The sequence below is a fragment of the Terriglobia bacterium genome, assembly GCA_020073495.1.
Taxonomy (GTDB): Bacteria; Acidobacteriota; Terriglobia; order Terriglobales; family Acidobacteriaceae; genus JAIQFD01.
Genome location: JAIQFD010000001.1, coordinates 353,249 through 366,125, shown reverse-complemented (window position 1 = coordinate 366,125; position 12,877 = coordinate 353,249). Strand labels below are relative to the sequence as shown.

Here is a 12,877-nt window from a genome sequence, read left to right as displayed (position 1 = left end):
CGCTGGAATCAATACTTACCTGTATCCGCCTCGCTTCGTCTTCTTCCGCGTATGGAAGCACCGCGATGAGCGGTCACCCGCCGGGATCTTCCTTCGCCCCCCCGTTCTTTCTTGGCAGTCCTCGTGCCTCACATCACAGACGCGTGCTCATCCCCCTGCATACAATTCCGCCCCGGATACGCCGCACCCAGGAGATCGTCATGGCCTTCGTCAACGTTTATGAAGATGCTGCGCGGGCCGAAGCGTATTCCAGGCTGGAGTTCGCCAACACCTACTACCTGGCATTTCGCGACCTGCCGGAGATCGCCGCGAAGTACGCGAAGGGACGCAAGGCTCTCGATTTCGGCTGCGGCACGGGGCGGTCGTCACGATTCCTGAAAGGCCTGGGCTTCGAGGTCACGGGCGTCGACATTTCCGAGGACATGCTGCGCAAGGCACGGCAGGCGGACCCCAACGGGGATTACCGGCGCGTGGCCGGCGGCGACCTGGGGCCGCTCGCTCCTGGCTACGATTTGGCTCTGTCGGCATTCACGTTCGACAACATCCCCGCCGAAAACAAGCTGCCGCTCTTCACCCAGCTCGCGACTTCGCTGAAACCCTCTGGCGTGCTGGTGAACCTGGTTTCCTCGCCGGAGATCTACTGGCACGAGTGGGCATCGTTCTCCACCCGCGACTACGCAGCGCAGAACCGCAAGGCGAAGGACGGGGACACGGTACTGATCGTCACCACGGATATCGAGGACCGCCGCCCCTGTGCCGACGTGCTGTGTACGGATCACGCCTACCTGGACCTGTACGCGCACTCCAGACTGCAGGTACTCGAAACCCGCCGCCCCATGGCTACCGGCAAAGAGCCGTACCGCTGGCTCAGCGAGACTACCGTTGCACCCTGGGTGATCTGGGTCTTGAGACCGCAGAGCCCTTCCTGAACGGCATCCGGTAACCTATCGGAGAACGCGCACGGGCGGGGTGGAAGCCCACGCCTTTAGGCGTGGGAAAGAGGACTGCACAATGGAGCGGCTTTAGCCGCGGTGGCGCTTCTGGCGCGGACATCGGGGCCCCCAGCGCGCGTTCTTTCGCGCGATGGGGTGAGGATGCCCTCGTCCGCGCCATCAATGATGGTGTCATCCTGAGCGAGGCATCGGCCGCGGATGCCGATGCCGAGTCGAAGGAGCCTGCCCTGAGCGAGTCGAAGGGCCCCTACCCGTACGAGGTCACCCACGCTTTAGCGCTGGTGATCCCAGCCCGCTTCAGCGGGCGTAAGACTCTAGCCCCGGGCGTAAGCCCGGGGCACGAGACAACACAGATCCCAACCTCCACTCTGCCGAAGGCTGGCGCGCAGCCGCTTGCGGCGGAGCGCCACAAGAGAATTGCCTTAAGACATCGCGACTCTTCCGCCGCGCAATTGGTGAGAAGAGGATTTGTCGCCAGTTATCGCCAGCCACGAGAGTCCAGCAGCGACGACTGGATCTCCTCACCGCTGCTGGTGACCTCGGTCACTGCATCCTTGTGATTAAGGCTGCTATCTCTACACGGATCCCGGGCCCCGTCGGAGGCCCCGTGCAAGCCACGCTTTCCCAGTACCCCATCCTGGAACAGATCAAAAGCCAAGGAGGCGGCCGATGAAGAGAGTTCTCGTACTCCTGGCCGTCGCAGCATGCTCGGCCGCGTCTGAAGATGTCTGCCGAGCGCCTCTCACCAAGGACATGGATCTACTAGGCGCTCATTTGACCATGCGCGTGCCTAGCCAAGTGCGAATTGAGCAGCGGCAACGAAGCATCATGGCAGCTCCAGAATCGCAGCAGGAGGAAACGCGAGCGGTGATCGGGTCGTCGGGATCCGAAATGATTTTCGTTGTCCAGGAGCTCTTCGCCACGCCTCCTGGCGACTTCGAAGGCGCGGTCCGCAAGGACCTTGGAAATGACCCGGTGAAGGTCCAACGCGCGGAATTGCAGCAGCCGCTGAAGGGGTTCGCGTTCTTTCCAGCCGCTCCCCAAGCACAGGCCAACCTTCTCTGGGGCGCCTACATTGCCCATCCTGACGGGACGGTGCAGCGCATCGCATTCTATGGGGACCGTCCGCAGGCGCAACTACCGGAAGAGTGCCCGTCGCAGGCGAGACGCATGGCAGCGACGCTGCGGCCGGGCAGCCGCCGCTTGTCTCTTACCGGTGGGCGGGCCAAGTTCGGAAACCGCTTCGGGCTCCAATTACCGCCTGGTTATGTGACCTCGGAACAACGTGGTCCGGATTTCATTGTCTACAAGGTCAAGAAGATTGCGGCTCTTGGAACGAAGCCGGCCAGCCTGGGGCTCTACGTGGGCAACTTCCCCTCATACCAAGGGACGTCGGGCAAGGTGATTCCTGTGACTCTGTTCGGGAAGTCTTCTCAGTGGCACGAGTCGCGAACTCCGGGTGCGATGAATGCAGATGCCTTGGTAGTGCTGTCAGACACCGTCCAAGGGAATTTCCATTTACGTGAATACGCGCATGTGTTCATCAGGGCGCAAGAAGCCAAAGAGCTTGAGGAACTGGAGAAAGCGGCGGCAACACTGACCATGCCCTGAGCGACGCAGGGAGACAAGATACTTGACGGCACTTCGTCCTCCTTAGACCCGCAAGGAAGGCACGCGTCCGCTCGCGCAAAGGATTCACCATCCTTCCAGCCACCAAGGCAGCTGCGCCTTAGCCCGCTGAGGGCCAATCCACCACCCTAGCGAGGGCCTTTGGAGCAGCGTCCGAAAGGGCGATAACTGTTGATAACAGCCCTTCTCACCGGTTACAAATTGCTCCCCCACATATTGTGGTCGTGAGATCAGCGACCGCTATCAGGGCCGGGCGGATTTATGGCCGCCCCATACGGCCAACACAGTAATCCCGACGTTGATTGTCTGGGGGTCCGCCCGGCACCCCGCTAGTTCGACATTCGCCTTGTCACGGCTAACAAAATTTAGCCCGACGACCGTAGTCTTCGGGGCACTGAGCGGCTTCCATTGGTGTTCCAAATCCAGAACAAACGCGAGTTCCTGGTTGCCACCGATTCGGTCGAGGAGGAGAATTGCGCTGTTTCCGAAGGGCGGAAGGTGGTAAGCACGGCGTGCCTCAGAGGGAACTTCAAAACTGCCGTAACCCTGACGGGTACCGGGGGCTCGAATCCCCGCCTCAAGATTTCAGGTCACAATCGAGAAGCGCCGCGCCAGCTTCACCAGCTTCAGGACTTTGTAAACCTCGACGTTTACACCCCGCAGCACGACCTTGATCGCTTGCTCATCCGCTTCGGTGGCCAACCTGTCTATCGCGGAGAGCGCATTGGAGTCGATGCGTCGCACCGACGAGAGATCCAGAACCACTTCGCCGTCAGCGCTGTGCAGTTTTTCGCATGTGTCTTGCAAGTCGTCGGCTACGCGTTCTCCATCCACCTTGAGCCACACCGCGATCGTCGCCATGGCATCACCGTCCATCACGCAGTTTGTTGCTGACATGCGGCAGCCGACTTCGCCAGGCCTCGTCCGTAATACGCGCTCCAAAACAGCTCGGCCAATTCGCTCAGCAGCGGCATGCGCGGGTTCGAGCGCCAGGAAGGATCTTCATAGGCGAGCTTGACCAGTTCAGGGAGCGCCGCCTCGAACGCCTGGTCCGAGATCCCCAGCTCGGCGATGGAACGGGGCATGCCCACCCGGTCAAGCAACTGTTCGGTGGCTGCCACAAGGTTCTTCACTTTCTCCTCGGTCGTACGGCCGCCCAGCCCCAGCGAATCCGCGGCCAAGGCATATTTCTTGTGTGCGACATACGCCCGCTGGTTCGGTGAGGGCATGAATTTCGTGGGCACCGACGCGTTGTACGGGATGACATGGGGCAACATGAGCGCATTGGCTCTCCCGTGCGCGACCCCAAACCGTGCGCCGAAGGCATGGGCCAGCGCGTGGTTCACGCCCACCGACGCATTGGCAAACGCCATCGCTGCGATGCAGGCGGCATTGTGCATCATGGTGCGCGCCTCTTCGTCGCGCGGGTTCTCATAGGCGATGGGCAAGTACTTGAACACCAGTTGGATCGCCTGCATGGCGTGGGAATCAGTGTATGGCGAGGCGTAAATGGAAACCGCGGCCTCCAGCGCGTGGGTCAAGCAATCGATGCCGGTATCGGCGGTGAGGCCTTTTGGCATGGACATGACGAACTGCGGGTCCACGATCGCCACATCCGGAGTCAGCGAGTAGTCGGCAAGGGTCACCTTGCGCCCGCGCTCTTTGTCGCAAAGAACGGCGAACGGAGTGACCTCGCTGCCCGTTCCGCTGGTGGTGGAGATGGCGACCAGCCGCGCGTGGTGGATCTTTTCGGTCGGGAACCGCGCCACGCGCTTGCGGAAATCCAGAAACGGCGCGGCCAGTTCCTGCAAGTCGGCCTGCGGCGATTCGTACATGAGCTTCATGATCTTCGCCGCGTCGATGACGGAGCCGCCGCCCAGCGCGATGATCTGGTCCGCCTTGTAGGAATTCAGCGTCTCCACGCCCTGCAGGATGACCGCGACCTCGGGCTCCGCGTCAGGAATGACGGAGACATGCACAAGTGTTTGCTTGGGGATGTAGCGCCGGACGATGTCCGCGTGGCCGATCTGCTCCAAAGCCGGATTGGTGATGATGACGGTGGAGTGCGAGGGAAGATGGCGCAGCTCTTCCACGGCGTTGAAGTTGAAATAAATCTGATTCGGAACGCGGAACCACATATGCGCTTGCGTCCTTCGCGCCAGGCGTTTGATATTCAGGTAGTGAGAGAGGTTGACGTTGTCAGTGGTGCTGTTGCCGCCGCCGGTCCCGCATCCGAAGGAGAAGCTGGGCACCATGTCGTTGTAAACGCCGCCGAGAGCTCCGATGGCCCCGGGTGAATTCACGATGATCCGCCCGGCGTTGAGCACCTCGCCGAATCTGCGGATGATCTCTTCGTTGCGCGAGAAAACGACTGCCGTGTGGCCAAGCCCGCCGCAATGATTGACGTCGACGCACACCTTGAGCGCCTCATCCAGGGACTTCGCGCGATACACCGAGAGCACAGGGAACAGTTTCTCGACCGAGAGAGGATGATCGCGGCCGACACCCTGGATCGGAGCGATCAAGACCTTGGTGTTCGGCATGACCGCAAAACCCGCTACGCGGGCGATGTCGGTGGCTCTCTGGCCGATGGCAGCGGGCTGCATGCATCCGGTCTGGGGATCGATCACCGCGCGCGCCAGCAGTTCCGACTCCTCCTCGTTGCAGAGGTGCGCTCCCAGGTCGGCGAACTTCTTCAGTACGACGTCATAGATCTCGTCATCGATCACCAAGGTCTGCTCTGAGGCGCAGATCGTCCCGTTGTCGAAGGTCTTCGAGGTAAGGATGTCCACCACGGCCATGCCCAGGTCCGCGGTTTTTTCCACGTACACGGGCGTATTGCCCGCTCCCACTCCCAAGGCCGGTTTACCGGAACTGTAGGCGGCCCGCACCGCGCCTGGTCCGCCGGTGGCGTCGATCAGGCAGACATCCTTGTGCCGCATGAGATAGCAGTTGTCTTTGAGGGTGTGGGACTCCAGGCATGTGAAGACACCTTCAGGCGCTCCGTGCTTCACGGCAGCTTCACACATCACGCGCACCGCCTCGTAGGAACAGCGCCATGCGCTCGGGTGGGGGCTGAAGATCACGGCGTTCCGGGTCTTGATCGCCATGATGCACTTGAACAGGACCGTGGAAGTCGGGTTCGTGATTGGCGTGAGCGACAGGATGACACCGATGGGTTCCGCCAACTCCACCAGGCCGCGTTCCGGATATTCGTGGATCACGCCAACGGTGCGTTTGTCCTTGACGTAGTTGTAGACAAACTCCGTGGCCACCATGTTCTTCATGACCTTGTCTTCGAGGACGCCGATCTTGGTTTCCTCGATCGCCAGGCGGGCCAGGTATTCGGCTTTCTCTAATCCAGCCAGGACCATGGGTTTGACGATTCGGTCCACGTCCGCTTGCGTGTATTGGGTGAACACGGCAGCGGCGCTTCTGGCCTGACTGACCAATGATTCCAGGTAGGAAATGCGCTCTTCACTGAGACGCGGAACAGTGTCAGTCATAGCAACAATCTTCCTGTCGGGACGCCGCCTTCGCGCCAGACCTATATGAGAAGCCCAACGGTGCCTGCGGGTCGGTGACGGGACTCACGTAGGGACGTGACCGCCGCTCAGCAGTGAAAACGAACATCGTTTCTGCCGGGGCCCGGGAGTTCAGTCCACCGGATGCGTTTGGGTGAAAAGGATCGAGCCATACAGTATCTGCGAAAGTCTTACGAAAACCACTGATGCCGCGGGCGTTGATCCGCGATCTTCGTTCTACTGGAATGAATGACCCCAAGCAGCTGGCTGGACGGTTTAGTGTTCCACTACATGTTATGAAAAGGCGTCTGGGCATTAGAGACTGAGGCCCCGTTGGTCTACCTCGGGACGACGGCCTTCTCGGAAACTAGCGCTCGCGGGTTACTGTTGGGAACAGCCCTTCTCACCGGTTACAAGCCATAGGGCAGCCGCCTGCCAGAATGTTCCCCGGGCGCGGAGGTAGGCCGGAGTCCGAACCTCGGGCGCGGTAGGTCAGGGCGAAACCTGTCCCGAGCGGAGCCGAGGGAACCCTGACTTCGCGACTTCAGTCGCGCGAACAAGGGGAAAGCCGGGAAAATAGACCAGAGCCCCTTCAGGGGCGAAAGAACTTAGCCCCGGGCGCGGTAGGTCAGGGTTATAACCCTGACTTCGCGACCTCCGTCGCGAACAAGGGGAAAGCTGCGAAGGTTGACCCTAGCCCCTTCAGGGGCGTAAGAATCCGGGACGGGGTGAGGGGGAGGCGGAATGGCGCACACCTTCACCACCCTGCACACCCACGTCATCTTCTCTACCAAAGACAGAGCTCCATTCCTCGATGCAAAGATCCGCTCCCGCGATTTCGCCTACATGGGCGGGATGGTGCGCGAGATGCGTGGAACGGCGGCTATCGTGAACGGCGTCTCGGACCACGTGCACATGCTGGTGCAATTGCCGGCGGAGGTCGCATTGGCCGAGTGTTTGCGCGTGGTGAAGACGAACTCCTCGCGCTGGGTACACGAAACCTGGCCCGACCGGAAGAAATTCGCCTGGCAGACGGGATACGGCGCGTCTTCGGTGAGCACGTCGAACGTTCCGGTGGTGACGCGTTACATCGAGCGTCAGCAGGAGCACCACGAAAAGGTGTCGTTCCAGGATGAGTTCATTGCGTTTCTACGCAAGAACGGGATTGCCTTCGATCCCGAGCATCTGTGGGATTGATTTCTTACGCCCCTGAAGGGGCTAAGGGAGGTTATGCCCGCGTACCCCGGGCTTACGCCCGGGGCTAAAATCTTACGCCCGCCGCGGCGGGCTGATTGTGTCGCATCAGGCCCCGAAGGTCATGCGCGCGAGCTCATCCTTGAGTCGCTGGACTTCGGCGGGGTCGGAGGCCGATTGCAAGCGATCAGTCAGCTCGAAGAAGCGGCGTTTCTCGGCTTCCTTGGCGGCCAGGCCGGTCTCGATCAGGTTCTCGATCACCTGGTTGGCGCTGCGGTTCTGGCGGCGCGCCAGCTTTTGCACCTTGCTGTCGGTCTCGGAGGGCAGGGAAACGCTGCGGCGCACGATCTTCGGCTTCTTTGCGGTGGGCATGGATGCATTCTACACCACAATGCACCATTGTGCACCACAGAAATACACCGCAGCAGCCCGCGCCACAAAAGATGGTGTCATCCTGAGCGAGGCGCCCTTGGCGCCGAGTCGAAGGACTCCTACCCTGAGCGAAGTCGAAGGGCCCCCCTACCCTGAGCGGAGCGAATGGACCCCTGCCGCCGGGTGCCCGTCCTACCCGACGAACTGGCAGCCGTACTTGGTAGCCATCAAGGTGGCGATTCTCTGTATTTCCGCCGGTGGGATAGGCGCGTAGGGGTTGGGCGGCAAGGTCAGGGCTTGGGCCGGTTCGCTGGTCTCGCGAATACAGTCCTCGAACCCGGCGGGCGAGTACACGATCAGATAGCGCGCTGGCCCGGGAGAGGTCACGGTGAAGTTGTGCGGGATGTTCCTCGGGGCGAACACGGTGTGGCCGGGAGCAGCGTCGAGCCTCGACGCTCCGATGCGGTAGGAGATCGTCCCCTCCAGCAGATGGAACAGCTCATCCTCGCGGGTGTGAACATGGAGCGGCACTTCGAGCTTGGGCGGGTACAGGAGCTCGATGAGTGAGAATCGGCCTTCCGTCTCCTTGCCCGTCAGCTTGATCACCGCCAGACCGCCCAGCCACCATCTTGCTTCTCCCGCCTCGGGCGCCAATGCTGTGATTCTTTCTGAGAACACCTCGGACGCGCGCACGCCTTGAGAACTCACCAGCCCACCCCCTCGTTGGGGACGCATTCTACACCCACCTTGATTAAAGTCGGGCTAGGGTGGCTTAGAACGGATTCCTCGGACGTGCCGAGGTAGGCCCGGCCTTCAGGCCGGGGAAACAGTCTCGGATGGAGGGCGGCTTTAGCCGCTGAGGCTTATGAAGCGCGGAGGCCCTCGTCCGGGCAGCCCGCGCTATAAAAGGTGGTGTCATCCTGAGCGAAGCATCGGCCGCGGTTGCCGATGCCGAGCCGAAGAGCTTGCCCTGAGCGTGTCGAAGGGACCACTACCCTGAGCGAGTCGAAGAGCCTGCCCTGAGCGAAGTCGAAGGGACCCCTACTCCAATCACGCCCGCTTCAGCGGGCCCGGGGTACGAGACAACACAGATCCCAACCTCCACTCTGCCGAAGGCTGGCGCGCAGCCGCTTGCGACGGAGCGCCACAACCGCGGCACTACCTCTCGATCCAGGGCATGGAGCTTCCGCTTATAGCGGGCGAGTGGTTGGGAGCGTAGGATGGCAGTGGAGGGGTGGAATGACAAACTCCAAGCTCCAGGCCGCGCTTGACGAACTCGAGAGGCTGAACGGGACGGTCAAGGAATTCAAAGTACGCAACGGCAGGTTGCCGAATCCCGACAGCGACGCCGGCCGCGCCGTCTCCGCCCTGGAAACCTTCGCCGGTGAGCTGAAAAAACTGAATATCGGCCGGCTCGAGTACGCCACTCTGTAGAAAACGGCGACAATCGCTCTCAGCCCCTTCAGGGGCGTAAGAATCCAGCCCGGGCGAGGTAGGTCAGGGTTTTAACCCTGACTTCGCGACCTCAGTCGCGAACAAGGGGAAACCTGCGAAGATTGCCCCAGCCCCTTCAGGGGCGTAAGAAACAAATCCCCCAATCTCTGTGACGAACGAAGTTTGTGCCGTCGTTACGGGACTCGGGAGTAACGGGAGACGCGTACCCCTTTTTCGGACCGGCGTCCGAACCCCGGGCGCGGTAGGTCAGGGCTTGAGCCCTGACTTCGCGACGCCGGTCGCGAACGAGGGGAAAGCTGCGAAGATTGCCCCAGCCCCTTCAGGGGCGTAAGAAAGAAATCCCCCAATCTCTGTGATGAACGAAGTTCGTGTCGTCCCTACGGGACTCGGGAGCAAAGGGGGACGCGTACCCCTCGTTCGGACTGGCCTCCGAACCCCGGCCTGAAGCCCGGGCCTACTGTTTCCGCCCCCCGGAGGCGGGCGTTCCAAGCGTGGCGTATTGAGAATATGCTGGAAATCCATCGGAAATCGATATAGCTTCGGGACACTCATCATAATGGTGTCACTATGAATTATTGGCTGGACCTGTTTACCGGCCAAACCTGGCAGCAATTCCAGCAAGCCGGATCGAAAGTCTCGGGGTTCAACAAGCGCTCAACAAAGTTGGCAGCACGGGTTAAGCCCGACGATGTGCTGCTCTGTTACTTGACAGGCGTAATGAGATGGGTGGGCGCGCTTCGCGTAATCGGGCCGATCGTGAACAAGGACCCGATCTGGGGTGAGGGCAACTACCCTGTACGATTCGCCGTTGAACCGATGGTTCAGCTAAAGCCCGAGCACGGTGTTCCCATGGGGACGCTTGAAGGCAAAGTTGTGTTCTTCAGGGGCGCGAAGGATAAAGGAAAGTTCAAGGGGTTCATCCGTCAGAGCCTTAACAAATTTTCTCCTCCGGACGGTGATTTCATTCTCAGCCTCATGAACGAGGCGAACTTGCACCCAGTATTCCTCCCTGTCGATCCGAAGAAGCTCGCGAAGAAGCCGTTCTTTCAGGTCAAGCTCAAGAAGGGAGACAAGAGCGTCTCTGCGGTCATAAGCATCCCCGAGGAAGAGGAGCAGCCAGCGCTACCTGGCATGACTACCGTCGAAGAGACAACGGAACACACGACTATTCAATATGAGCTGCTGCGTCTCGGTGCGGCTATGGGTTTCGACGTTTGGGTAGCGAAAAACGATCGCAAGAAACAAGCAACTGGAATAGCGCTCGGTTCAATGCCGAGGATGCTGTCGGCATTGCCGGCGCAGTTTAGCGAGCCGGCCCAAAAGATCATCGAGTTTATCGATGTTTTGTGGCTCGACAAGAAGGCGATCGTCGCCGCGTTTGAGGTTGAGCACACAACATCGATTTATTCAGGGTTGCTCCGAATGAGCGACTTGCTGGCGTTAGTTCCGAATCTGAATGTGAAGCTGTATCTCGTTGCACCTGAAGAGAGGCGAGGAAAGGTGGAATCGGAGGTGTTACGGCCCACATTTACGATGCTGTCCCCTCCGCTGAAACAGGTTTGCCGCTACATCAGCTTCGCGCAGCTAAAGAGTAAATCAGCCATCGTGCACGAGCATGGGCTTGCCAGCGTTCTAAAGGCGGATTTTCTCGATTCTTTCTCCGAAGCAATCGGCGAATCGGCGTCGACCGTCTCGGGGTGACGCCAAAGGACCGTCCCAACTGCACTCTTATTCCGTCAGTATATGAAGATTCGAGTACGAATTCCGTTTGCATGCTGGTTGTCAGGCTTCGCACAGAACAGGATGGACCTAAGCACTGCATTTGTTCACGGGGGATTGCGGGTAAGTCTGTCGTTTGCCTCTCTGGATCCGATAGAGGTTCCTGACCGGGAGGAAAAGTTCCTGCGGCTCTTGACTCACCAAGTTGTCGAGATCGAGAACGCCTCCGACGAGCGTGTTGTAGAGCGCTTGGCGGCGCCAGAGAACCGAGAAGAACTTGCAAGGACATTGGTGCAGATAACGAGCCGAATCAATTTAGCCCTTAGAAACATTGGTATTGTGACTGCAGTCAACGAAATTTCCTTCGACGCGACCAGAATTGATAGCTTACTTCGCGAGTGGCAAACGAGTATCGCAGATGGGGGCGAGTACGCGTTGATGTTCGAGCCGAACGCTCTTCTGGAAGCGCTACTCCGACGGGCACCACACGAAACTCGTGATTTGTTCAGCGTCCGAGACTGGGAGGAAATTGAGGAGGCAATAGAGGAGAACCTGGAGCCGAAGCCGGAACAAGAATTCCTGGCAAACGCAGTTGAGTATCTCAGGCTACAGAATAGACGTGCCGCGCTGCTGGAGTCTGTAGTCTGTCTTGAGATAGTTCTTACTCAATACCTGAAGGCCTATTTAGGTCTGAAGAAGGGGTTCTCCAGTAAGAGAATCGATAACCTTCTAAGTTCCAACCTGCATCTGTCCGCACGAGTTGGCTTAATTCTAGAGCTCGTTTTAACTCCCGATGAAATTAAGAAACTTGAGCTGGACCGCGTCCTAAAAGCAATCAGCTGGCGGAACGAAATTGTTCACAAGACGGGACACCTGCCGAAGAATTTGCCAGACCGAGATTGCGATGCAGCAATTTATCGCGTCCTCGAGCTGGCACGATTTCTGGCACGACAACGGGACGTAATCCGCTCTGGCCCGGAGCTAGAGCGGCTTGCCGATGCTATTGCTGACGAGATGAAGGTTCCTCCTCCACTAATTCAGATCGGACGTGGACGGCGGCTAGTGATTAGATTCGATCTTTCGCCGGAATCGGCGAGACCCACAAAAGATGAACTTCTCAAACTAACGGAATTTGTGTCGGCGAAATGTAAAGAGTACCAAGACAGAATTGATCCCGAGAAACATCTGTTTCTGAGCTTCTTCCAGCGGAATGAAGTCGTAGCCTTCGTAGTCGAAGGTCAGGTTGTCTATACGGACGAGATCGTCAAGCTGGTAGTGAACAAGCGTGAGAACATGCAGGGACAAGATCGCGCGGACCCGAACATCGAGTAACTCGTCTGCCTGCTGCGAGAGTTTCCTCCGCGTCCTGTGCGCCCAATTTTCCCCAAGGCGCTCAGTACCCCAGTCCGTCCTTGGTGAACAACGGCCCCGGCGTCTTACCCTCGGCGGCGGCTTTCAGGCGGAACATCAGCTCGCCCCAGGTGGTGTTGCAGGAGACGAAGTAGTCGGTCTCCGAGCGCCAGTCGGCGTGGGAGAACTGGAGCTGCGCGCCGGTCTTGGAAGGGCTGAGGCGGAAGACCAGGCGCGTGTCCTTCCACTCCTTGCCCGAGGTGCACAGCCATTCCACTTCCGTGGGCGCGGCGGAGCGGATCCGTTGCAGGCGGTAGATGGTCGTGCGGTTGAAGAAGCCGAGTTCCACGGAGTCGGCGCTCACTTCGGTGATGTCCGCCGCCCACCATTGTCCGAACCCGCGTCCCGACGACACCAGCGGATAGATCCGCTCCAGCGGCGCGTCGATCGTGATCGCGTGTTTGATGCTCGGCATTGGTTTTCGCCCCCTGGGGCCCTCAGCGGCTAAAGCCGCGTCATTTAGGGCCTTGCAAACCTTCCACCGGCACCGCTGAATTCGTGCCCTTTCCCACCGGCACCGCTGAATTCGTGTCCTCTCCCACCGGCACCGCACAAGGCGTGTCCTATCCCACCGCGACTGCGGGCGACCACGCCGCGAACGAACTTGTAATTTGAAAAGTA

Annotated in this window: 11 protein-coding genes; 6 read left to right on the top strand and 5 right to left on the bottom strand. The window is 59.6% G+C overall.

All coding sequences use genetic code 11. The features are described 5' to 3' along the window. The first annotated feature begins 200 nt into the window (after positions 1 to 200). Both LAN37_01685 and LAN37_01680 read left to right on the top strand, forming a co-directional pair. Entirely contained in the window at positions 201 to 929 is a 729-nt protein-coding gene (locus LAN37_01685) for a class I SAM-dependent methyltransferase (protein ID MBZ5645917.1), read from the top strand. Positions 930 to 1,622: 693 nt separating this feature from the next. After that, positions 1,623 to 2,564 (top strand): hypothetical protein, encoded by a 942-nt coding sequence (locus tag LAN37_01680; GenBank protein MBZ5645916.1) that lies wholly within the window; start codon positions 1,623 to 1,625, stop codon positions 2,562 to 2,564. A 603-nt stretch (positions 2,565 to 3,167) separates the two neighbouring features. Here the strand turns inward: LAN37_01680 and LAN37_01675 are convergent. Together LAN37_01675 and adhE are read right to left on the bottom strand one after the other, a co-directional pair. Further along, positions 3,168 to 3,443: an STAS domain-containing protein gene (locus tag LAN37_01675; protein MBZ5645915.1), complete on the bottom strand. Its 276-nt coding sequence runs from the start codon at positions 3,441 to 3,443 to the stop codon at positions 3,168 to 3,170. Between the two features lie 14 nt (positions 3,444 to 3,457). Continuing rightward, positions 3,458 to 6,088, bottom strand: coding sequence for a bifunctional acetaldehyde-CoA/alcohol dehydrogenase (gene adhE / locus LAN37_01670; GenBank protein ID MBZ5645914.1), 2,631 nt, complete (start codon positions 6,086 to 6,088; stop codon positions 3,458 to 3,460). A gap of 762 nt (positions 6,089 to 6,850) precedes the next feature. Between adhE and tnpA the strand changes: the two genes are divergently transcribed. Then, entirely contained in the window at positions 6,851 to 7,303 is a 453-nt protein-coding gene (tnpA, locus tag LAN37_01665) for an IS200/IS605 family transposase (protein ID MBZ5645913.1), read from the top strand. Between the two features lie 105 nt (positions 7,304 to 7,408). Here the strand turns inward: tnpA and LAN37_01660 are convergent, their stop codons facing one another. Both LAN37_01660 and LAN37_01655 read right to left on the bottom strand, forming a co-directional pair. After that, complete coding sequence (locus LAN37_01660) at positions 7,409 to 7,672, bottom strand: ribbon-helix-helix protein, CopG family (protein ID MBZ5645912.1); 264 nt, start codon at positions 7,670 to 7,672, stop codon at positions 7,409 to 7,411. Between the two features lie 192 nt (positions 7,673 to 7,864). Beyond that, positions 7,865 to 8,326 carry a cupin domain-containing protein gene (locus LAN37_01655; protein ID MBZ5645911.1) on the bottom strand — a complete coding sequence of 154 codons (462 nt, stop codon included), beginning with the start codon at positions 8,324 to 8,326 and terminating at the stop codon, positions 7,865 to 7,867. Between the two features lie 585 nt (positions 8,327 to 8,911). Here LAN37_01655 and LAN37_01650 point away from each other — a divergent pair. From LAN37_01650 to LAN37_01640, 3 genes are all read left to right on the top strand, one after another. Beyond that, positions 8,912 to 9,106, top strand: a complete 195-nt coding sequence (locus LAN37_01650) for a hypothetical protein (GenBank protein ID MBZ5645910.1) — start codon at positions 8,912 to 8,914, stop codon at positions 9,104 to 9,106. A 588-nt stretch (positions 9,107 to 9,694) separates the two neighbouring features. Next, positions 9,695 to 10,828 (top strand): hypothetical protein, encoded by a 1,134-nt coding sequence (locus LAN37_01645; protein ID MBZ5645909.1) that lies wholly within the window; start codon positions 9,695 to 9,697, stop codon positions 10,826 to 10,828. A 102-nt stretch (positions 10,829 to 10,930) separates the two neighbouring features. Beyond that, a complete protein-coding gene (locus tag LAN37_01640) occupies positions 10,931 to 12,178 on the top strand; it encodes a hypothetical protein (protein MBZ5645908.1) in 1,248 nt (415 codons plus the stop codon). Positions 12,179 to 12,239: 61 nt separating this feature from the next. Here the strand turns inward: LAN37_01640 and LAN37_01635 are convergent, their stop codons facing one another. Then, on the bottom strand, positions 12,240 to 12,671 hold the full coding sequence (locus LAN37_01635; GenBank protein MBZ5645907.1) for a hypothetical protein: 432 nt from the start codon (positions 12,669 to 12,671) through the stop codon (positions 12,240 to 12,242). Between the last annotated feature and the right edge of the window lie 206 nt (positions 12,672 to 12,877).